At 48.1% G+C, this 21565-nt stretch carries 24 protein-coding genes, 1 tRNA gene and 1 riboswitch; of the genes, 5 read left to right on the top strand and 20 right to left on the bottom strand.

Going from position 1 to position 21565, the window contains the following annotated elements; genetic code table 11:
• The first annotated feature begins 96 nt into the window (after positions 1-96).
• Complete coding sequence (locus tag D0S45_03740) at positions 97-453, top strand: PilZ domain-containing protein (protein TIH19304.1); 357 nt, start codon at positions 97-99, stop codon at positions 451-453.
• Here the strand turns inward: D0S45_03740 and D0S45_03735 are convergent.
• Both D0S45_03735 and D0S45_03730 read right to left on the bottom strand, forming a co-directional pair.
• The gene (locus tag D0S45_03735) at positions 428-613 is read right to left on the bottom strand and encodes a hypothetical protein (protein TIH19303.1); all 186 of its coding nucleotides are present in this window, start codon (positions 611-613) and stop codon (positions 428-430) included. The two genes, D0S45_03740 and D0S45_03735, sit on opposite strands and share 26 nt — an antisense overlap.
• Positions 614-712: 99 nt before the next feature.
• Entirely contained in the window at positions 713-1888 is a 1176-nt protein-coding gene (locus D0S45_03730; GenBank protein ID TIH19302.1) for an MFS transporter, read from the bottom strand.
• A 141-nt stretch (positions 1889-2029) separates the two neighbouring features.
• Between D0S45_03730 and D0S45_03725 the strand changes: the two genes are divergently transcribed.
• Complete coding sequence (locus tag D0S45_03725; GenBank protein ID TIH19301.1) at positions 2030-2788, top strand: two pore domain potassium channel family protein; 759 nt, start codon at positions 2030-2032, stop codon at positions 2786-2788.
• Here D0S45_03725 and D0S45_03720 read toward each other — a convergent pair.
• The 18 genes from D0S45_03720 to D0S45_03635 all read right to left on the bottom strand — a co-directional run bounded on the left by D0S45_03720 (position 2785) and on the right by D0S45_03635 (position 19729).
• Positions 2785-3945, bottom strand: a complete 1161-nt coding sequence (locus D0S45_03720) for a hypothetical protein (GenBank protein TIH19300.1) — start codon at positions 3943-3945, stop codon at positions 2785-2787. The genes D0S45_03725 and D0S45_03720 overlap by 4 nt on opposite strands.
• Before the next feature lie 2 nt (positions 3946-3947).
• On the bottom strand, positions 3948-5180 hold the full coding sequence (locus D0S45_03715) for a hypothetical protein (GenBank protein ID TIH19299.1): 1233 nt from the start codon (positions 5178-5180) through the stop codon (positions 3948-3950).
• A 290-nt stretch (positions 5181-5470) separates the two neighbouring features.
• Complete coding sequence (gene proB / locus D0S45_03710) at positions 5471-6613, bottom strand: glutamate 5-kinase (GenBank protein ID TIH19298.1); 1143 nt, start codon at positions 6611-6613, stop codon at positions 5471-5473.
• Positions 6588-7637, bottom strand: coding sequence for a GTPase ObgE (gene obgE, locus D0S45_03705; GenBank protein TIH19297.1), 1050 nt, complete (start codon positions 7635-7637; stop codon positions 6588-6590). Before obgE ends, proB begins: the two co-directional genes overlap by 26 nt.
• Before the next feature lie 203 nt (positions 7638-7840).
• Entirely contained in the window at positions 7841-8110 is a 270-nt protein-coding gene (locus D0S45_03700; protein TIH19296.1) for a 50S ribosomal protein L27, read from the bottom strand.
• Positions 8111-8143: 33 nt separating this feature from the next.
• Entirely contained in the window at positions 8144-8455 is a 312-nt protein-coding gene (gene rplU / locus D0S45_03695; GenBank protein ID TIH19295.1) for a 50S ribosomal protein L21, read from the bottom strand.
• A 69-nt stretch (positions 8456-8524) separates the two neighbouring features.
• The gene (locus D0S45_03690; protein ID TIH19294.1) at positions 8525-11611 is read right to left on the bottom strand and encodes a methyltransferase domain-containing protein; all 3087 of its coding nucleotides are present in this window, start codon (positions 11609-11611) and stop codon (positions 8525-8527) included.
• A 74-nt stretch (positions 11612-11685) separates the two neighbouring features.
• Positions 11686-12429, bottom strand: coding sequence for a ComF family protein (locus tag D0S45_03685; GenBank protein TIH19293.1), 744 nt, complete (start codon positions 12427-12429; stop codon positions 11686-11688).
• Positions 12430-12432: 3 nt separating this feature from the next.
• Entirely contained in the window at positions 12433-12816 is a 384-nt protein-coding gene (locus tag D0S45_03680) for a response regulator (protein TIH19292.1), read from the bottom strand.
• The gene (locus D0S45_03675) at positions 12809-13414 is read right to left on the bottom strand and encodes a flavodoxin family protein (protein TIH19291.1); all 606 of its coding nucleotides are present in this window, start codon (positions 13412-13414) and stop codon (positions 12809-12811) included. Before D0S45_03675 ends, D0S45_03680 begins: the two co-directional genes overlap by 8 nt.
• Position 13415: 1 nt before the next feature.
• The gene (locus tag D0S45_03670; protein ID TIH19290.1) at positions 13416-13613 is read right to left on the bottom strand and encodes a hypothetical protein; all 198 of its coding nucleotides are present in this window, start codon (positions 13611-13613) and stop codon (positions 13416-13418) included.
• A 57-nt stretch (positions 13614-13670) separates the two neighbouring features.
• Positions 13671-14297, bottom strand: a complete 627-nt coding sequence (locus D0S45_03665) for an MBL fold metallo-hydrolase (protein ID TIH19289.1) — start codon at positions 14295-14297, stop codon at positions 13671-13673.
• On the bottom strand, positions 14297-14815 hold the full coding sequence (locus D0S45_03660) for a nitroreductase family protein (GenBank protein TIH19288.1): 519 nt from the start codon (positions 14813-14815) through the stop codon (positions 14297-14299). The genes D0S45_03665 and D0S45_03660 overlap by 1 nt, the downstream gene beginning before the upstream one ends.
• A gap of 15 nt (positions 14816-14830) precedes the next feature.
• A complete protein-coding gene (locus D0S45_03655; protein ID TIH19287.1) occupies positions 14831-15421 on the bottom strand; it encodes a hypothetical protein in 591 nt (196 codons plus the stop codon).
• Positions 15422-15552: 131 nt separating this feature from the next.
• Positions 15553-15876 carry a hypothetical protein gene (locus D0S45_03650; GenBank protein TIH19286.1) on the bottom strand — a complete coding sequence of 108 codons (324 nt, stop codon included), beginning with the start codon at positions 15874-15876 and terminating at the stop codon, positions 15553-15555.
• A 275-nt stretch (positions 15877-16151) separates the two neighbouring features.
• Positions 16152-16252: riboswitch (SAM riboswitch) on the bottom strand.
• A 67-nt stretch (positions 16253-16319) separates the two neighbouring features.
• Positions 16320-17879, bottom strand: coding sequence for a DNA repair protein RecN (locus D0S45_03645; GenBank protein TIH19285.1), 1560 nt, complete (start codon positions 17877-17879; stop codon positions 16320-16322).
• Between the two features lie 12 nt (positions 17880-17891).
• Positions 17892-18737: an ABC transporter permease gene (locus tag D0S45_03640; protein ID TIH19284.1), complete on the bottom strand. Its 846-nt coding sequence runs from the start codon at positions 18735-18737 to the stop codon at positions 17892-17894.
• Positions 18737-19729 (bottom strand): ABC transporter permease, encoded by a 993-nt coding sequence (locus D0S45_03635; protein ID TIH19283.1) that lies wholly within the window; start codon positions 19727-19729, stop codon positions 18737-18739. The genes D0S45_03640 and D0S45_03635 overlap by 1 nt, the downstream gene beginning before the upstream one ends.
• Before the next feature lie 251 nt (positions 19730-19980).
• Here D0S45_03635 and D0S45_03630 point away from each other — a divergent pair.
• The 3 genes from D0S45_03630 (at position 19981) to D0S45_03620 (ending at position 21292) form a co-directional block, all read left to right on the top strand.
• Positions 19981-20056: transfer RNA gene (locus tag D0S45_03630), tRNA-Ala, on the top strand.
• A gap of 56 nt (positions 20057-20112) precedes the next feature.
• On the top strand, positions 20113-20973 hold the full coding sequence (locus tag D0S45_03625) for an AraC family transcriptional regulator (GenBank protein TIH19282.1): 861 nt from the start codon (positions 20113-20115) through the stop codon (positions 20971-20973).
• A 13-nt stretch (positions 20974-20986) separates the two neighbouring features.
• On the top strand, positions 20987-21292 hold the full coding sequence (locus tag D0S45_03620; GenBank protein TIH19281.1) for an antibiotic biosynthesis monooxygenase: 306 nt from the start codon (positions 20987-20989) through the stop codon (positions 21290-21292).
• Positions 21293-21565 lie beyond the last annotated feature (273 nt).

The raw sequence follows: 21565 nt of genomic DNA, 5'->3' as shown, positions 1-21565 counted from the left end.
TTAATTTTCGGCGTTGGTATTGATGAAGAAGGCAATATTGAGTATTAAAATATTAATAGTTGTTTTAATATCTTACAAAAAGCGATCGGAGTATCCATGGACCAGAATAAGAGACGCAGAACCCGTGTAAATGCAGGTTTCAGGGTCGTGCTGCATAAAGAAGATATTGATGCTTTTGTGGAGTCACACAATCTAAGCTTGAAAGGAATCCTTTGCGATCCAGTGAAGGGATTTTTTGTGGGTGATGAATGTGAAGTTTCCATTCCACTTTCAGAAGAAGCCATAATCAGAGTCAGCGCAAAGATAGTTCGCTCAGACGAAACAGGTTTGGCTGCTGATTTTCATCACATGGATGAGATTAGCTTCACGCATTTGCGTCGTCTGATTCAGTTTAACGCTGAGGATGCTGATTCAATAGACAACGAGCTTACTTCGCCTGCTTTTGATTCTTGATCGTCGGGATGCACAGGGTGACAGGCTTGAAGAGGCATAATTCGTAGGCCCGGGCTACCTTTTTTGCTTTTGCTGAAGGCAGGCCGCAGTCCACGAGTCTACAATATATGTGGAGCGGGTTGAAGATGTGCTCCATAAAGGCGATAAATCCAACTTTCATTTTTTCGAACAGTCCCTGTTTTAATTGATCCCCGACTGGGATGTCCGAAAATGAACAAAAAATATTTTCCAGTCAACTATTGCGTAAGTCATAGTTCTATTACGCAGTCTCTGTTTCAAATCCCCTTAAAAACATTGTGGAGATGACCAGCATAATTGCTGCTACCACAGCTCCGGCATAGAAAACAGCTTGCAGGTTGAATCCGGAATAGACCAATCCCATCAGGATCGGGGCGATTGTTTGTCCCGCACGGAGCAGCATTCCGTTTACGGACATGAATACCGCCCGTTGTTCCATGGGGGCTATTGCTGTGAGCATGGACATGGAATTGGGCAGGTTCAGCCCTTGTCCCAGTCCGAAAACACAGACCGGAAGAATGCACCACAGAGCCGAATCTGCTGCCGGGAGCATAATCATGGACGCTCCGTAGGCAAATGCGGAAATGGAAATCATGAGCGGCTGAGACATGAAGTGGGCCAGTCTGCCCATCTGTGAGGCAGCCAGTGCGGTAATGAAGGATGCACTGGAAATAACCAGTCCGATCATCAGCGGCGAGGCCTCGAATCTTGAATTAAGCAGCAGGGGCAGGTAGGTGACAATCGGTCCGTAGAGGATGATGAAAGTCAGCAAAGAAATTGCGAACAGGCTTAATACTTCCTTGCAGCGCATGCCCGCGAGGGCGTCCTTCATATATTTTTTGAAATTTCCGTTCGCAGAAGGTTCGGGGTTATCCAGCCGGAAAGCTACAATCCAAGCCAGCGGTAAGGCTGATAGAGAGAGCAGGAAGGGTGCTTCCCAGCTGATCTGGGCCAGAATGCCGCCTATGGCTGGGAATATAGCAGTACCCATGCTCAATACCCCGGCATTGAGTCCCATTGCTTTGATTCTTTCCTTGCCGCTGAAAAGGTCCCCGATAATGGTTAAGTTAATAACCCCGATGGCGGCGGCACCGATCCCCTGAATAAAGCGGATCAATAACAGGGAATGAAAATCCGGGGCAAAGAAGCAGGCGGTACCGGCAATTCCAAAAAGGATTAATGATGGCACAAGTATTTTTTTGCGGCCCAGACGATCTGCAAAGATTCCAGCCAGAGGGGCAAAAAGAATGCCCGGCAGGGTGAAAATCGTAAAGATCAGTCCGATTGTCGATGCGGAGATACCGAATTCGCGGATCATTTCCGGCAGGGCGGGAATGATGCTTGAAACACCCATGATCGCCATGAGCGTAACTGAGAAAACTATCTGTAAGTTCTTGTTTTTATATAAAGCTTCCATGAGCGTTCAGTCCTTTGGGGGTGGTGTGAATCACGAAAGCTACTCGCAAATGATCCTCTTAGCAACCGTCGGAAAGGACTGAAAAAGAGCAGAGGTCATAAAAATATGGAATTACGTGCAGTTGTCAGGTAACAATGGGCCATGCCCGGATCAAATAAAGAACTCAGATACAGCCCGTTCATGTTTAAACTCTACCTTTTTTTCAAGAACAGTCCGTCGAAATTCACGGTTCTGCTTGGATTTCTGGTGGGTCAGATATTCATCAGCCCCATTGCCGGGGACTCCCTGTTCTTACAGCAGGTATTGTATTTCTATACTTATTTAGTCCTGCTTTCAGCTGTTTCGGCAATAGTGGTCAATAAAGCCAAGCTTTATGCTTATTTTGGACTTTATGGGGTTTCGCTGGTCAGTTCTATCCTGTTTTTTAAGACGAGGTCCATGCTCTGGTTGGCGGGTAGTGAAGTGGCTGACATGCTCATGTTGATGATTACCATCTGGGGCATACAGCAGTTCATGTGGCGTCAGAAAAGAGTTACCCGCGATTTGATTTCCGGGGCAATATGCATTTACATGCTGGCCGGACTGGCTTGGTCCGATGCTTACAGCCTGTGTGAGATTTTAAAAGACGGATCATTTTCCGGGATTAATATTACTGAGAATGTTTTCGCTGTACGCGGGGCTTTGACCTACTTCAGCTATGTGACCATGCTCACCGTGGGCTACGGGGATGTCCTTCCGGTGTCGTTCATGGCCCGCTCACTCTCTATTCTGCAAGGTCTTTTCGGGCAGATGTATCTGGCTGTGTTTATTGCCGGAATTCTTGGAGCATTTCTTTCCCAGCAGCATTTGGGATCTGCCGGAAAAGTGCAGGAGAATCTAGATGGGAAAGATGATCCCTAAGCCCATCCAGTAAAGCCGTTTTTCTGCTCTCGACGCTCGGCCTCAAACATTTGCTTCTCTTCATTGCCGTAAAGGTCGGTAACTTTAAGTGGAGAGTAGAGGGCCTGCTGTGTCGCATTATCTTGGACTTTCAGACTCAGCAGTTGGGTATTTATTCCGCTTTTAAGCTGTTGTTCCAATGGTGATAGAGTGGATTTATCCTGTTCTTCAGTTGCCTGTTCTTCTACTACTCTAGGGGTTGCAGCCAGTTTGAGAGCGCTGAACTCATCAACAAAAGAATCTGTTCTGCCGCGCATGAATCTGGTGAATTTATCTCCCTTGCGGGAGTTCTGGTGTCTCAGCCTATCCAGCTGTTCCTGAGTGATGTCCTCATCATGGTATAATTCATCTATGTCTTTGAGGACTTTCTCATCTTCTGCATAGTTGGAGTCATCGGTGTTGAAAATCTTACCCTTGGCAAATTCAGTCGCTGCATGGGTTACGCTGGAGGCGTCCTCCGAATATTTATTCTGTCCTGCATTCTTAAGCTTGCCTTTGGCATGGGCTACAGCACCGTCACGGGTGGCATTAACTAAATCGCTCAAATCTTCGGAAGAGAATGTTTCCACTTCGCTACGAGATTTTTCAATAGCCATCTTGGCAAGGTCGAAGGTGGAAAGGTCGTCGCGCATTTTTCCATCTACGAACATGGTCCATTTCAGGCCGTCTTTTTTTAGGAATCCGAGATCATCTTCAAGAGTTTGCCAGAAATTATCTTCAGCAGCTTTGGCAAGATTTTGAACTCGGGTAATGATTCTTTCACTGTCCCCGTTGTAGAATTTATCAATCAGTTTTTCAGCCTGTTTGAAATCCTGCCCTTGGATAGCCTTGGTTAATTCGTTGATATGCTCCCGATACTCTTCGCTATTTCGCCCGGCGAGAAGTTTTTCACCGTTATCGAAAATCTTATCCAAGCCTTTTTTAAGGAAAACGGAAGATTTTCTCATGACCTTCTCGAGCTGAAATGTAATATCTTTTTGAGAAAGTTTTGGATTTTCCTGTTGGGCATCGGCAGCAGAGATTACAGTGGGAGTATTAGTGCCTTCCTTTTCTGAGTTGCTCAGTTTGAAAGATCCGGTCTGCATTTGATTGAATTGATTGAAACCCTGTATGCGCATGGCTATTTCTCCTGATCAGAATCGGATAAAAAATATTCCCATTTGTTTTGTTGGGCCTCATATTTGTTTATGGCCTCGGTCTCATTTACATAGTTTTCTTCTGAATGGTCTTGCAGAAGGATGCTGCTGAGATTTTCTTGAAATTGCATTTGATTTTGCTGTGATTTGACCAGTATATCCATTGGAGCAACAGTAAACTTCCCTGATTCTTCCACAGGTGTCGCCTGCCCTAAGCCACCAGCTGCTGTCACTAGTCCAGAGGTTTTCGCAGGTGTCTCCTGCTCTTCTTCTGCTTTTTTTACCTGCATAGCGGTGCGTTTCAAACTTCCATAGATTTCAAAGAAACGGCCGCTACGTTCCCGTGCGTATTCGTAAAAATTGTCTGTCTTACGCTTATTGCGATGTTTAAGTCTGTCGAATTGTTCCTGATTGATTTTCTCGTCGGGTTTAAGGGCAAAAATGTCGGATAACTCTTCTTTGTCTTCCTTGATAACTATATCATTGGTATTAAAAATTTTGTTGCGAGAAAATTCAGCAGCTGAAGCTGTGACGCTGATTGCGTCCTCAGAGTATTTGTTACGCCCGGCATGTTTCAGTTTTACTTTGGCATTTTCGACTGCGGCTTTGCGGATGGAATTTGTAATGCCTGAAAAGTCCTGATCTGCAAAAGGGTCTGCTTCTTCTCGTGCCAGCCTCAAAGCCAACATGGTCATCTCTTTCATAGTTATTTTTTCATATTTCTTGCCATCGTATCTGAAATTGTATTGAGCTCCTCCTCCTGGTAAAGAATCAATCCCATCTGCAACTTCGTTCCAGAATTTATCTTCAGTTGCTTGGGCCAGTGTTTTGATTTTGCTGATAATTTTGTCAGTGCTTCCACCGAAGAACTTGTCTATAAGTTTTTCTGCTTTTTTGTAGTCCTGTAGTTGTATTGCTTCGGATAGGGCATCAATGTGTTTGTCGTATTCTTTACTACTCCTACCGGCCAGAGTGGACTCTCCACCTATGAATATTTTGGATATTCCTTCATGCAGGAACTTGCATGATTCGTTTATGGCCATTTCGATTTTAAAACCAAGGTCATTTTGCGATATATTTTTTTCGGTTTTGATGCCCTCTTCTATTTTCTTTTTTTCAGCTGCAATTTTGTCCGCGTTTATCTTTTTGAAATCATCGGTAATTGCTTTGATGTCGAAAGCGGAAGTTGTTGATTGTCCGAATGATGAGATACGCATGATCTTTGCCCCTTTTACTTAGACTTAAGTAAGTCCTGTATTGAGGTAATAATCGGTGGTTCTTAAGAAAGCTTTATATGATCATGATAAAAAAATAGTTAAAAATAATTAATCCGTTCACGGCATAATTATAGGGCAAAAAAAAGGACAGGTTTTAAAAACCTGTCCTAAGTGATAAACATGATGGATTTAATATGTTCAGCGGCGAAGCCCTGATGAAAAGTTGAGGATAGTCCAGAGAACTCTTTCCAAAGGGTTCTTTGGTCCCCGAAGGGCCGCCGGAATCATTCTTACAAAGCAGCGTCCAGCAGCAGATTATCCCGGTGAATGGCTTCGGGGTAGGGGCATTTACCGAGGATAGACTCGATATTGCAGGATTTGCAGCCCATGATTTTGATCATGTCTGCGGAGCTATAACAGGACAATCCCACAGCAAGAGACTTGCCTGATGTGTTGACCACGCGGACGAGTTCTCCGGCTTTAAATTTTCCCTCAACTTCGGATATCCCGGCTGGTAATAAACTCTTACCCCCGGAAAGCAACGCCTTTTCAGCCCCGGCATCAATGACCAGATCTCCGGCAGGATCACAATGATAAGCCAGCCAGTACTTGCGCCTTGATACGGATTTTTCATCGGGCACGATCCATGTTCCGCACTCTTCACCGTTAAAAACGCGTTCAATGATCATGCGCTCTTTGCCTGCGAGGATCAGAGTAGGTACTCCGAGCTGGGCAGCACGGTTGGCTGCGCGCATCTTGGAGAACATTCCCCCGGACCCCACGGCGGTTTTGCCGTCGCACATGGCGTCAAGATCGAGGTCATGGACGTTCTCAATGCAGGCCAGCGGCTTGGCATCGGGATTCTTGTCCGGGTTCTTGTCAAAGACCCCGTCAGCGGAAGTGAGGTTGATGAAAAGATCTGCTTCCACCACGTTTAAGATCAGGCTGGCGAGGGTGTCGTTATCCCCGAATTCCAGTTCCTGAACAGCCACGGTGTCGTTTTCATTGATGATGGGGATTACCCGCCATTCAAGCAGTCTTGAAAGGGTGTTGCGGGCATTAAGGAAACGGTCGCGGTGCTTGAGGTCGTCACGGGTGAGCAGGACCTGAGAGGTCACAAGGCCGAAACGGCGGAATGTCTCGTCATACTCATGCATGAGCCGGGACTGACCGATGGCCGAGGCGGCCTGCCGCGCGGGCAGGTCATCCAGTTTTGCACCGGAAGGAATGGAATTTCGTCCGGCAGCAACTGCACCGGACGATACGAGGACTATATCGACCCCGCGTTCGTGCAGGGTCGCCAGCTGGTCGGCAAGGCGGCAGATCAGGCCGAGGTTGATCCCCTCTGCCGTGGTCAGAACCGCGCTGCCGATTTTTACAACAATGCGTTTAGCTTCCTGTAATGTCTCAATCCTGTTGTTCGTCCTGCTCATCTTCTTCCTCTTGATTCATGGCTTTGAATCTGTCCCACATATCTTTGAGGAGTTCCTGAACCCCGTCACTGTGGAGGGCGGATATGAAATAAATTTTCTGACCTGCTTCCTCAGCTTTAGCCTTGATTGATTCAAGGTCTTCCTCGGAAAGAAGGTCTATTTTGTTGATGACCCGCAGCTGGGTTTTAGCGGCCATTTCCTCATCGAAAATGCGCAGCTCTTCGTCGAGCATATTGAATCCGTCCAGCGGATCTTCAAGGCTCAGGTCTTCTGCGCTGAGGATATGGACGAGGAATCTGGTCCGTTCCACATGCTTGAGGAAACGGTGCCCCAGTCCCAGTCCTTCGCTGGCCCCTTCAATCAGGCCGGGAATGTCCGCGATGACCAGTTTGCTGCCCATGTCATCATCCACCACGCCGAGGTTGGGCACGAGGGTGGTGAAAGGGTAGGCTGCGATTTTGGGTTTCGCAGCGGAAATTTTGGAAATGAAGGTTGATTTACCTGCATTTGGCAGACCTAGCAGGCCAACGTCCGCAATGATCTTAAGCTGCAAGCGAATGCGCTTTTCTTCACCGGGAAAACCTTCTTCAGACTGACGCGGTGCCTGGTTGGTGGAAGATTTGAAGTGGATATTACCACGTCCGCCGTCTCCGCCCTTGCAGATTATTTCTTCGCGTCCTTCCTGAGTGAGGTCGGCGATGAGCTTTTCAGAGCCGTCCTCAGTGTTCACTTCATATACAAGTGTACCGAGAGGAAGATCGATAATGGCATCATCAGCAGCTTTACCGTATTTATCACGGCCCATGCCCTGTTGGCCGCTCCTGGCTTCGTAGACTCTTTTGAGTCTGAAGTCATAGAGGGTCAGAAGTTTGGAACTGCCGCGGAAAATAAGGTCTCCGCCTTTACCGCCGTCACCGCCGCTGGGGCCGCCCTTGGGGATAAATCTTTCCCTGCGGAATGCCACGCATCCGTTACCGCCCTTGCCGGAACGTACCGTGATAGTTGCTTCATCTATGAATTTCATAACAAATACCTGATTAGGATGCGCTTCGCGCTTTTGTTGAGTGATTTCGTCTCCCTGCCAAAGAAAATGGAATTCTTGAGGGGAGTGAAATCGGAGAAATATGATTTATTTACTATAAAGTAATACTGCCGAAAAGACACGAAAAGGCAGGGGACGCATTGTGTAATGCGACCCCTGCCTGAAAAAAAGCTTTCGCCTGATGTCTAGGCTTCGGCAGGAACGATGTGTACTCTGGTTTTAACGCGGTTTTTGCGAATGTACTTTTCGTACTTCACAACACCGTCAACCAGTGCAAACAGAGTCCAGTCTCTACCGGTGCCAACGTTTGTACCAGCGTGGACTTTACTACCAACCTGGCGAACAAGTATGTTGCCAGCCAGTACTTCCTGACCACCAAAACGTTTTACACCACGTCTTTGGGCATTACTATCGCGACCGTTTTTCGAGCTACCGCCCGCTTTCTTATGAGCCATTATTAGCCTCCTTAGTAGGTTCTGTCGTCAAGCTTAAGCCTGAATGGCTTCCACTTTGATTCTTGTGTAGTCCTGACGATGACCCTGTTTGGTCTGAGAGTCTTTCCTGCGTCTTTTTTTGAAAACGATGATCTTTTTATCACGACCATGTTCAAGGATAGAGCAAGATACTTTCGCACCTTCAACATAAGGAGCACCGATTTTGACGTCTTCGCCCTGACCGATAAGAAGAATTTTATCCAGATCGACTTTGGTGCCTGCTTCAGCGTCCATTTTCTGGACATTGAGTTCCAGACCTTCTTCAACGCGGAACTGCTTGCCGCCAGTCTCAATTATTGCATACATTTTTTGCTTACCTCCGTCACGTAAGAGAGGGGAAGATATTCGTATCTAGATGGAAAAGTCAAGTAGGAATTAAACTTTTTTTTCAGAATTTGTTATCTTACCCAGAAGTTGAGTGACAGGCGGTTGATTACCTTTACAGTTTCTAATCACCGGGCAATTGCGCCCCATACACTCTTTATTTGTTTTCATTTGATCGCATAGTATATGCGCATCTGCCTTAAGGCGCAAGCCCAGAACATCTTCTGAAACCTGTGCCGCAGCCTTCAAGGCCAGCCAGCAGTCTCGCTGGCAACAGCGCGCAGCTTCTATGTCCGCAATAAGTTTTAGAGCCGCCAGTGTTCCTTTCTGGGCAATGGAGCGTTCAGACGCTGTAAAGGGGGTTGCTTCCAGAATGGCACTCATGGCCGTACCTACGCCGATGGCTGCACCGCAGATTCCCATGAATCCGCAAAACCCTCCGGCAACTTTTGCGCCGCGTGATACTGCCGTATCAATGACCTTGTCGTCAATACCCCCACCGCTGTTTTTATAGGCAGCGGCAATTACGCCCGGAACAAGGGCATGGTGTTCAGGGCCATGCATGGGAATTGCCGGATGGCTGCGCGCTTTTTTTAGCAGCTCGATCATATCGGTTTCCGTGCTGGATTTTAGCAGGTGGGGCAGTACTTCCATACCGTCCTTGCTGTGACATTTGTCGCAGACAAAGTGGCCCTTCACGCAGTGTCCATTGGCTTCGTGCTCTTCCCCGCAGAAACAGCAGACCATTTTGCGGTATTCGGTCAGGTATTCAAGATCCGCCCCGCAAACCATGCACCCTTCCATGTTTTTAAGGGAAGGAGGCACTGAGTTGGTTTTCATTTCCGGCTTTGGTTTGTCAAAGGAATCCGGTGTGGGACAACAGCAGGATTCGCCGATGAAAACATTATCCACCGCACCGTCATTATTTATAATGAATAATTGTTCACCTAGGAGATTCGCCTCCTGTTCCGGGATTTCCATCACGCTGCCGGGGGTAAGGATTGTTCCGCCGGAAGTAATAGCAGTAGCCAATGGGCCTCGATAAACAGTTTTGACCGTATCTTTTTCTTCCGGTTTGCGGGCTGAAAAGGTCAGGGAAAAGAATTGGTGTCCACCCACAGTGCGGTAAGGGAACCGTTTGATCATGATCAGGGATTCAAATCCCGCTTCTTCGAGCAGGCCGCAAAGATTCTTTTGAGTCTGCGCTCCGGCAATGCATTCCCCGTGTAGGGTGTCGTCATTGCGGATTTCCGGTCCCGGTTCGGTTTCACAGACCACGTCAGAGATGGTCAGTCTGCCTCCGGGCTTTAGCACCCGAAACATCTCGGCAAAGGTGCGTCGTTTGTCGGTGGAAAGATTGAGAACACAGTTTGAGAGCAGCAGGTCGGCGGTTCCTTCATCAAGGGGCAGGGTTTCGAGGTAGCCCTTGCGGAAACTCATATTGTCGTAACCAAGCGAATCGGCAACTGCTGCTTGCCCTTCACGGGCATGGGCAAGCATGGGATCAAGCATGTCAATTCCGGTCACTTTGCCTTTTTTTCCGGTCATTTTAGCGGCAATGAAACATTCTATGCCTCGTCCGCTGCCAAGATCTACCACATGCTCACCAGTCGAGATTCCGGCATCCATGATTGGCGAACCGCATCCGTAACCACGGAAACGGTATTTTTCGGGGATATGATTCATCAGCGCAGGATCGTAACAGGCGGGGTTGAGGATATCCTCTTTGGCTGTGTCAGCAGCTTCGGTGTAGAAATCTTTGACCACTGCAAGGCTGTTGTTCCCGGCAACGGCCAGCAGACAGTTGGTGTGGGTCAGGGCCACCGGGCCATGCCCGGAACAACGGTCCAGCTTGTCTCCCATTTTAAGAAGCAACTGCGGGGTGTCATGCGGTTGTGATTCGCGGCTCTTACGGGTAATCAATTCCAAGGCCAGTTTTTCATAAAGCGGGCTGTAAGGATCGTCCCCAAGGAAACTTTCGCGGTGCATAAAGCTGTGGTCGGTATCGCCACCGCCGAGGATCAATTTAAAAGGCGTGTTTAGATCTTTACCACTGCTTTTGCGCAGCTTTTCAAGTGCTGAGCTTTCTTTCCATGCTTGTCCTAAATTATCATTAATACAAGTGGCTAGCTTTTCAATTCCGACCGTAGCAGCAGAAGGATATAAATTTTCATCCGGGCCTACAGCTAAAGATTCCCACCCCGCTGTTGATCCGTCGTGGATTGTGCCGCAGGGGGCAAAAATCATACTTTTGACCGCTTCAACATTATCAATAGTCACCCCGGTTCGTTCCCCGGTTTCCCATGCTTCAAGAAGGTGGGGATATATTTTATCCGGCTTGACGAACTCTTTGGATTCCCCCCGTCCGCGTACGAAATACCACATGAAATGCACATTTGAAGCCCCGGTACGGGCCGCAAACTCCACCACATCCTTCATCTCGTGTACATTTGCTTTGGTCACGCACATGGAGAGCGTGAAGGGAATTCCTTCGGCAGAAAGCCAGTTCAGGGATTGCTCAAGTCGCTTGAACATACCTTCGCCACGCAGTTTGTCGTGTGTTTTGCCGATGCCGTCCACGCTTATTTGCAAATGCAAGCGGTTGAAGTCGTAACGGTTTTTTGAAAAGAATTTTTTTACGGTCAGCCCGTTGGTCAGCACGGCAACGTGACTGGATTCGATCTCCAGCATGCGGGTCAGGATCGTATCCAGCCCTTTGTGAACTAACGGTTCCCCGCCAGTAATGGCGAACATTCGGCATCCCAGTTTTTCTGCTTGTGCGGTCAGATCAAGCACTCTTTCTGTTTTCAGTTCCCGCTTGGCTTGCGGTGAAGAGGAAAATAGGCAGTGGGTGCAGGCCATGTTGCAATTGTCAGTAATGTGGAACCAGAGTTCGCGCAGGGAGTCTGTTTTCAGTAATTCGTATCTTCCAAGGTAGATAGATTCGTCCGCATCAGGCAAGCGCATGAGAAAACGTTTATCTTCAATGGAAAGTTTTGTGTCGGGGTTCTTCTGAATGAAATCCAGCAGTTTATCACCGGAAGATGTTGGGACAAACCAGTCCGGGGAATTAGGTCTGAGATATACGGGAGTGTCGTTATGGGTAATCCGGGCCCACTCTGAGATATTGAAGGACAATGCCAGTCTCCTTGAAGGAAAGTATGTATTTGAAAAACTTTGGGTAAAAAATCAATTTTACCTATAAGTAAGACTTATATCAAGGCCCGAGAAAGGGTCATCACTTCTACCTTCTCAGCTCTGGATTCCAGCAGGGTTCGGGCGCATTCATCCACGGTGGAGCCGGTTGTATAGACATCGTCCATGAGCAGGATTTTTTTCCCCTCAACAAGGGATGGATCGGCAGTGAAAGCGGTATGCAGGTTCTTACGTCTTTCAGCACCGCTAAGTTTTGTCTGGGGAATGGTTTTACGGGTCCGGATCAGAGCTTTGGCGGATATTTTCGCCCCGGTGACTGAGGATGCAAACCGGGCAAGAACAAGTGACTGGTTGAAGCCACGTTCCCGCAGCCTGGCAGCATGCAGTGGGACCGGGATAATCAAATCCGGGCAGCTTGTTTCAGGTATCTCTGCGCAACGCTGTTCGATGAATTGTTGAAAAACCGTGCTGTATCCATATTGATTATTGAATTTCCAGCCAAGTAGCATGTCGCGCAGCAACCCTTTATGCAGACCGTAAAAATAAAGTCTGCTGAAGTTACGGGGCACTGTCTGGCAGGTGATACAGGGCAGGGAGTGTGCGTCCGGGGAATTGAGTTCCTCCCCGCAGACGATACATATATTTTCCGGCTTGGGCTTGATGGTGCTGAGGCAGGATTCGCATAATCCTTTTCCCGTGTGAATGTTCAGGCAGGCCGGACAACGGTTCTCTCTGATTATTTTTTTCAGCCTCGTCAGAGTGGCAATGGGAGATATATATTGCTGGATCTTCGCGAACATCGCTTAATTATTTGGCTGATATTTTCTTACTAAACGGATGATGTTTTCTTTTAAGATCGGCTTGAGCAGGAAACTGTCGTAGCCTGATTGGAGACAGCTGCTCAGTAGATCCGGGTTATCCCCGGTGGTCATGGCAATGATTGGAATCCTTATTCCCTCTTGGCGTGCCTTGGCAACGACGTCGCGCCCATCCATTTCCGGCATGTGCACGTCCATGAATATTATGTCAAAACGTTCCGAGGTGAGCATTTTCAATGCCTCACTTCCATCCTCAGCAAATTGCGGATCAATGCCCAGCTTGCCGAGATAGGTTTTTAGCACGAGGCGCACCGGGGCTGAATCTTCAGCAACAAGCACTTTTAAATTGGGGAAAATGTCTTCACTCATTATTTATATTCCTCTGCCATGCTTCCTCTCCGTATTTGCTGATGAGTGTGCATTTTTCTGTGTCATTTTCCAGATCGTGCGGTTCATCTATGCCCCGAAAGACCATTGCCGGCTGGAGTTCGGCTTTGAAGAATCTGAGGAAAAATTTGAGTGAGAGTTCAGCGCCCTCAAACAGTTTTTCCCCTTTAGGTCTTCCGGCCACAAAGCAGGCATATGCATTCCGCTTGCCCAGTCCGGCCATTATTTCGGAATTTCCGGTTGCGGCTTCAAATGCCCACTGACCCCGGTCAATGAAAGTTTTGAACCGTGAGGGCAGGTGGTAAAAGTATATAGGAGAGGCAAAGAAAGTAAAAGGGGCGGAAATCATTTTTGAGTATAATTTCTGCGCCCCGTCCTTATCTGCGAATATACAGCGATTGTCCGCTGCACTGCGGCATTTCAGGCAGCCGATACAATGCTCGAAATCCATATCACCGAGGTTGACGGTTTCCGCGTCCCCCCCGGCAGAACGGATTCCCTTCAGGAAAAGGTCGGCAGCAAGGTCGCTGTTCCCTTTTCGGTGGTGGCTGCATTTGAATATTACCGGAAGCTGTTTCATTTTAATCGTTCTTTTTGGCCCGTGGTTCTTTACTGCGGAAAACTGCGCGGATGTGGTCTTCCTCTTCGAATGTTTCCAGAGTCCACTCGGGCAGAATTTCCAGCTGATGATAGAGCTGTTCTACCGTTCCTTTGTCCACAAGGGCAGTTATTTCATCGGTTCGTGCAAAACGGAGGTACCAACCTACCTCCAGTCCCACGCCTCAGCATTTGTTGCGGGCATCGACAATTTTTTGTTTGCTCATGTCAGTCTCCGCTTAAATTTCAACCCCGCTGAAATAGGGATTATGGTTTATCTCGTCACCCACGGAGGTGGAGGGGCCGTGTCCCGCAAAAAGCTCGGTTTCAGCCGGGAGCGTGAATATCTTTTCCTTAACTGAAGTCAGCAGCTGTTCTGTATCGCCGTAGGGGAAATCTGTTCTGCCGATGGAGCGGCGGAAGATGAGGTCACCGACAATTGCTGCTTTCAGGGCCGGGAAGTGGAAGGTCAGGCTGCCCGGAGTATGACCGGGGGTGGAGTAAATTTTACATTCCAGTCCGATCAATTCAGTCTCACCTTCCCCGATGTGTTCGGTTTCAAAATGTGGAACCTCAGGAAAGCCCATCAGTCCACCGCGCCCGACCTGTGTGTCCATGAGTACGAGGTCATCGTTTGAAGCGTAAATGGTTTTTCCGCTGGCATCAGCCAGTGCCCGGTTACCGAGAATATGGTCAAAGTGAAGATGCGTATTCAGGATGCGTTCCAGCTCCACTCCGGTTTTCTTAAGATAGGAGAGTACCGGGGTGGGGTCGCCGCCCGGATCAATAACCAGAGCCTTGTTTTCATTAACAATTACAAAGCAATTGGTCTCAAGCGGACCAAGAGGAAAAATCTTGATTTCCATTAAAAATCCTCCAACATATATTCTGAGAGTTCGTTTCGTTTTGAGTTGCCTTTCTGGTCCGGGTGGCCGAGGGCGAGGACAACCTGAAGTTCGTATTTTCCAGCAGGCTGGTTCAGTGCTTCCAGGGCCTGATCCTGCTGGTTGATGATTTCTCCAAGCCAGACGGTTCCCAATCCGAGGGAATGCGCGGCCAGCATCATATTCTGAATACAGGCTCCCGCGCCCTGATGATCTTTCATCTCGCTGTACACGGCTTGTTTATCCAGAAAAATGCAGATCAGCACTTTGGCTGCCTTAACTATGTGTCCGTATTTGGTGCACTCCGCAAGGGGGGCGACTCTTGCGTCATCCTCATGGATTACCAGAAAACGGTATGGCTGGTTGTTCAGCCCGCTGGGTGCCCAGCGTCCGGCTTCAAGGATTGCGGTCAGGTCATCGCGTGAAACCGGTTCGTCAGTGAATTTCCTGATGGAACGGCGTTCATAAAGGGCTTCAAGTACTGAATTAGTTTTGCTCATATTTGTCTCCGGTTACTAAAAAGGCACGCCACGGAAAATATTGATTTTGTTGATGGCCCGGTCGAATTCCTTGGGGTTCAGTTCCTGATTCAGGTCATGGTCAAAATCTTTGAAATTGGCTTTTAACTGGATGGCCTCAGCTTCCTGCTCATCAATCTTGCCGTCATTGTTGGTGTCGGCTTTTTCAAAGGAGGGGATGGGCTGTCTTATTTCGTATTCATCGATAATGGTACACTTGATGTGCCTTCCATCTGTATCGAGAGTCACATCGATGAAGGTTCCGGGGTCAACGTAAAGTTTGGTGCAGGTATCCCCGGAATAGAGGTCTTTACCGTTGCTCGCTTCAAGGGCCAGTTTGACTTTAGCCTTACCGCCTTTTTTGTCGAAGCAGTCTTTGTTGTATAAAGCATTGCAGGTGCAATCGGCAATGGTATTCGGTTTGATGCGTCCGAATTTGAAATCATTGGATTTACCCCAGACCCGGATAACGCTGTCAGTATGGTTGATGACAGTAAAAAATGTTTCTTCAGCCGCTGCGGATGTAACGGTCATAGCTAGCAGGGCGGCGGGCAGTATTGCGGTTTTCAAAAAGCCTTTGATGTTCATGTGTTTTCCCCCGGATTGTGATGTTGCTATTTTTTAAACATACATGCCCCTAATTGCAAGGACATAAGAAAAGCCCACCGGAATTAATCCCGGTGGGCTTTGTAAGTCACTTTCGGCTTAAGCCGTAGAGGTTAGACCAACTTGCCGAAGGACAGGATGATGTTCTTACGGTAAGTGCGGTTTTTCCATACGGATTCAGCTCCGTCTTCTTCAATTTCACGGGTCAGGATTTTGCGGAGTTCGTCCTGCTGAACTTTTCCGAGATGGAGTTCGCTGATGTCGCCCAGCAGAGCCAGAGGATCAGTGTAATCAGCGGGAAAAGGGTCACTTTCATTGTCCCTGCAAAAGAAACAGATTGTTCCTGAGTGGAAATTGCCGGTGGCTTTTTTTACGATGTCGGTCATTGGATTGTCTCCATGTTTGCGTCCTGCTTCCATATGAATGCCCTGAAGCATTTGACGCCTGATGTTTTGCATTGCAGTTCATGTGCCAAGCAAAACTTTCCTCATTCGGGCATTTTAGCGGCATCTGTTTTTAAGGTGGGAGCGCAAGTATCCATAAATCCTCCCACCGGATTTCCCGGTTAATGCTAACAATAAGATTTAATTAAAATCTTGCTCAAACAACCCTAGTTGTTCTGAGTGTGCTTAGTTAGCTCTTCGGGTCTCCAGAAACGAAAAAAGGCATTCCCATTCGGAAATGCCTTAAAGAAATTCAATTTATTAAATCCCTCTCATGGACCCCATACGGGGAAGGCATTGGCACCTTGCTGCTGGAGCAGGTTGCCGGATGGTCGACGGGCCGAATTCCCTCGCATCCTCTTCATGAGTAATCTTTTTTCGATTCAAAGAACGTAGAGGGATAATATTCATGGGAGGGGGGGGCGTCAAGTGGTTTTTTATTCCTCCCCAGCCATCCGAGCCAATTCAACATCAACTTCAACAGAATCCAACTGCCGACAGGTAGTAAAAGTTTCTTTGTTAACCACACCTTTGTGGATCAGGAAATGACGTTCGGCCAGTTTGGCGAGTTGCGGCCAGTGGCTGATGACGATGAGCTGTTGGCGGTCAGCGAGGTCCTGCATTTTTTCTCCTACCCGGTTCAGGGTATGCCCGCCGATGCCGGAGTCTACTTCATCAAAGATGAGAGTCGGCTTTTCGGATTCGCCTTGCAGCCCAGTGATTGCCAGCAGGAAGCGGGAAAGCTCACCGCCGGATGCGATTTTGTCCAGCGGCTGGGCGGCCTGACCGGGGTTGGGAATCCACATCAAACGCCCGCGCATTTCATTAAGTCCGGGATAAAGTTCGTGGGGCTGGAATTCAAATTTAACCTGCACATGCTCAGAAAATCCAAGTCCTTTAAGCTCTGTCACTACCCGATCTGTCAGCTTTGTAGCTGCGATTTCACGGGCTGTCGCCAGTTTTGTAAGAGCTTCGGAAAGCTGTTCGACTAATTCTTTTTCTTTTTTTTCGATCTGGGCCAGCTCAAGGGCGCAGGAATCTAAGAAGTCTAAATTGTCTTGAATTTCCTGTTGCAGATCAACAATTTGGTCAAGAGTTCGGCCGAGTTTGCGTTTAAGTTTTGAAAGTTCGTAGAGCCGTGATTCAATGTCGTCGATGGATTCTTCGGAATTAAAATCAAGGGGCTGAGCACGAAGTTTACCTGCCAGCTCATCAAGGAAATGTTTAAATTCAATGACTGCTTCCCGGTCCTGACCAAAATCAGGAAAAAGTTCGCAAATACGCTCCATTTCCATGCCTAGTGCTGAAACACCGCCGGACACATCCAGTGGTCCGCGCATGATATCCATGGCGTTCTCAATGCATTTTCCGGCATCTTCCTGCGCGCGTAAGGCGTTTTTCTTTTCCAGTAATTCGTTTTCTTCGTCCGGGTAGGGGGCTACTTTTTCAATTTCAGTGCGTTGGAATTCAAGGAAATCTTTTTTCTCCAGCAGGGAAGAGGAGCGTACTTTCAGTTCTTCTTTTTTGGTCAGCAATGCCCGTAGCTCAGTTAGGATGTCATCCTTTTTAATCGGCAGGGAAATATCATCCAGAAATGTATCCAGCATGCGGCATTGGTAGGCGGGCTGAAGCAGTTTTTGCTGGGCGTGCTGGCTGGTGTGCAGGATCATGGATGCGCCCATTTCGCGGATGGTGTTCTGTGAACTCAGCTTGTCATCCACGTAAACCCGGCTGCGGCCCGTTTGTGCCGAAAGTACCCGCCGTACAATGGATTCTGATCCGTCCGGGTGGATGAACAGGGCTTCCACAAAAGCCTGTTCCTTGCCGGGACGAACCATGTCCGGGCGCATTTTTTGTCCGGTCAGGAAATCAATTGCCCGCAGGATGAAGGATTTACCGGCACCGGTTTCCCCGGTGAGCACATTCATGCCCGGTGAGAATTCTATTTCAGCGTCTTCAATGAGTGCGAGGTCGCGTATTCTAAGCAGTTCCAGCATGTTGAATCACCGTTATTGTTTCAGTCTGGGGTCGAGGATGTCACGCAGGGCTTCGCCGAGCAGATTATAGCCGAGTACGGTCAGCAGGATAGCCATGCCGGGAAAGATGGATAGCCATGGTGCGATTTCAAGCACTTCTTTGCCGTCCATGAGCAGGTTGCCCCATGACGGTTCCGGGGGCTGTACTCCAAGGCCGAGGAAGCTGAGTGAGGATTCCACAAGGATTGCCCCGGCCACACCAAGTGTTGCCGAGACCAGCACGGGAGTGATGGCGTTAGGCAGAATGTGGGTCAGCATGATGCGGGTAGGTCCGGCTCCGGCCAGCCGTGAGGCTAGCACAAAATCACGCTTGCGCAGGGAAAGAGTTTCTGCCCGGACCAGCCTTGCTACGCCCATCCATGAGGTAAAGCCGATGACGATCATGATGTTGGTCAGTCCCGGTTCAAGAAAGGCGATGACCGCGAGGATAAGAAAAAAAGACGGAAAGCAGAGCATCACATCCACCCCGCGCATGATGATTTCATCCACCAGCCCACCGAAATATCCGGCAGCAAGGCCAAGTGCCAGCCCGATGGCAGTGGAGATTCCCACCGCCACAAAGCCGACCCAGAGTGAAACACGTCCGCCGTAAAGCATGCGGGAGAAAACATCACGTCCAAGCGCGTCTGTACCGAAAAGATGAGTTGTGCTGGGACCTTGTAGCAGATGATCCACGTTCAGGGCATTGGGATCATACGGAGTTAACAGGGGTGCAAAAATGGCAGCCAGCGAAACTGTGCCTACAAGGAAAAGTCCGAGGTAGAGCAGCCCGTATTTTTGCAGTTTCGAGGGCGGAGTGAGCGGTCTTTTCTTACTCATCAGTCCTGCCCTCCGGCGCGGATACGCGGATCAGCCAGCCCGTAAGCCATGTCTGCCAGCAGGTTTCCTGCAAGGGTCAGCATGGCACCTAGTACCAGCGAACCCATGATCAAAGAATAGTCACGGGCCATAACTGCTCCGTAGAAAAGTTGTCCCAGTCCGGGCAGGGCAAAGATGGATTCAATGATTACACTGCCACCGATGAGTCCGGGAATGGACAGGCCGAGGATGGTGATAACCGGGAGCAGACCGTTACGCAGCGCGTGTTTGAAAAGCACTGTGCGCATGGGCAGTCCCTTGGCCTTGGCGGTGGTAATGTAGTCCTGCCGGAGTACTTCCAGCATGGAAGAACGCATGAACCGCGACATTCCGGCTAAGCTTCCGAAAGTATAAATAAAGATGGGCAATGCCAGATGGCGGGCCAGATCAACCATTTTTCCCCATGGGGAAAGCAGTTCGTAATCAAGTGAGGTCAGTCCGGATATAGGAAAAATGGGGTAGTAGATACCCAGCCAGAGCATGAGTAGCAGGGCCAGCCAGAATCCCGGCATGGCAAATCCAATGAAGACCAGCACGGTCATACTTCGGTCAAACCAGCCGTCTTGTTTCCATGCCGAGTACATGCCGATGGGCACGGCAATTATTAATGTCAGAAACAACGAGGCCATGTTCATGCCGAAAGTCAGCGGCAATCGCTCTTTAATGCGATCCCAGACCGGGCGGCGATCGCCGGACATGGATAGTCCGAAATCGAACTTAGCCATACGGGTGACCCAGTTGATATATTGTTCGTGGATAGGCTTATCCAGACCGTACAGTTTTTCCAACTTCTGGCGGGTTTCAACTGTCGCAGTAGGGTTCAGGGTGGTCTGCATATCGGTGGGTGATCCGGGTGCAAGATGGATAACCCAGAAACTGATCACCGTGATGCCGATAAAGACCACGGAAACCCATGCAAATTTTGAAAGTATCTTTAAGGCAATGTCCAGCATGGTACCTCATTTAAAAATAGCAGGTTAGACAGCGTCAAACTGAAGACAAGATACTGCAAGTCGACGCTTGAGGCAATAGTTAATGTTTATAAAAAGTAAACGAGTGTTTGTGTTTTGTTTACAGAGGGCGATATGAAGCCCAGCTTAACCGAAGCGGACGGCTAGGGAAATCGATTTATATTAAAATAATTGAAAAAGAGAGTTGACAGCAGGGGCAGGTTTTTATAAATCCTTCTTCACCCAACACAAGTGGGGCTGTAGCTCAGTTGGGAGAGCGCTTGAATGGCATTCAAGAGGCCGTGGGTTCAATTCCCTCCAGCTCCACCAGATATTTCAAGGACTTACAATGAAAATTGTAAGTCCTTTTTTTTGAGGTAGCTTTTATGAGTAACCATAGAATTAAACAACAGGCTTTCCCTTGTCCTGAGCTTTATCGTTATGTGGATCGGTTTTGGGCTTGGGAAGGAGATGAGTCAGAAGGGTTGTTGCGTTCTCGTATGCTGCCCGGAACCGGCAAGGAAGTTACCTTTCATTACGGTGCTCCTTTATCCCTTGAATATCGTGACGGCGAAATTGAGAAATTGCCTCGGGCACATCTTATCTGTTTGCGTTCTAAGTCTGCTATTTTAAGAGCTTCTTCGAAGACCAAATTTATTTCTATTCGCTTTCGAACTGGAGCTTTTCGCTATTTTTGCCCAATACCCGCTGAGCAATTGGCTGACAGTTTTATTGATGCCGGAGAGCTTTTGGGTGCTGAAAGTCGCCTTTTGGCTCAACAGATAGACGAGGCAAATGATTTTCAGGAGCGCGTTAGGTTCATCGAAGCGTACTTACTTAAAAGATTGCACCCTTTATTGGATAATGGTCGCCATATTGATCATGCTGTAGACAGTTTTTATTATGACCATTCCTTTGTCCGACCGGTAAATATAAGTGATCAAGTCGGTATGGGAGTTCGTCAGTTTCAAAGGATGTTCAAGACAGCCATGGGGGTAACGCCCAAACGTTTTATCCGTCTTTCCCGGTTTCAACACACTGTTAAGTCTCTGCTGCTGATTGGAGCAGATGATATGCTGGGCACCGCTTTAGAACACGGTTATTACGATCAGTCTCATTTTATTCGGGATTTTAAAGAGTTTACCGGGCAAACTCCGCGGTCATTTTTGGACAGCCAGACTAGTATGACGCATTTTTACAATACGAGCAGACCCCAAAAGACCATAGTCCAATCTTCAACAAAATAATGGAGGTTTAACAATGGTTATATTGACAGCTTTATTGCAGGCGAAGAAAGGTATGGAAGAGGAATTTGAAACTGCGTTGCGCATTATGATTCCCGAGACTGCACAGGAAAAAGGGGCACTTGAGTACCGTCTGCATCGTTCAAAATCGAATCCTGAAAGTTATTTCTTTTACGAAAAGTACGTGGATCAAGCTGCGTTAGATGCGCATCTTGCTACTCCATACTACAAGACTCTTATTGAAAAAGTAGGGCCATTGCTGGCTCAAGAACCGCTTGTGGACACTTATACTTTTCTTGAGGGTATTCCTGAAGGGAAGTAGTTAAGGGTGATGTTTTGATATTATTCTGCCGCGGACACCTTATCCCTATTGAAAGGATTGTGTGTCCGTAGCAGTTATTTTAGTTTTGAAGAAATTACACGAAAAAGGTCTGTTTTTTAAATGGAAAAAGCAATTTCTGGAAAATGCTTCAGAACTTTTTTCCAGCGGAGCAGGTTCTTCCGCAAAGTAAGAGGAAGAAGTGACAGCCCTTCTTTATGAAGAGATTGGATGCTTTAAAATGGCATTCAAGAGGTCGTGGGTTTAATTCCCTCC

The sequence above is a fragment of the Marinifilum sp. JC120 genome, from assembly GCA_004923195.1.
Lineage (GTDB): Bacteria > Desulfobacterota > Desulfovibrionia > Desulfovibrionales > Desulfovibrionaceae > Maridesulfovibrio.
This window is presented reverse-complemented; position numbering and strand designations above follow the sequence as displayed.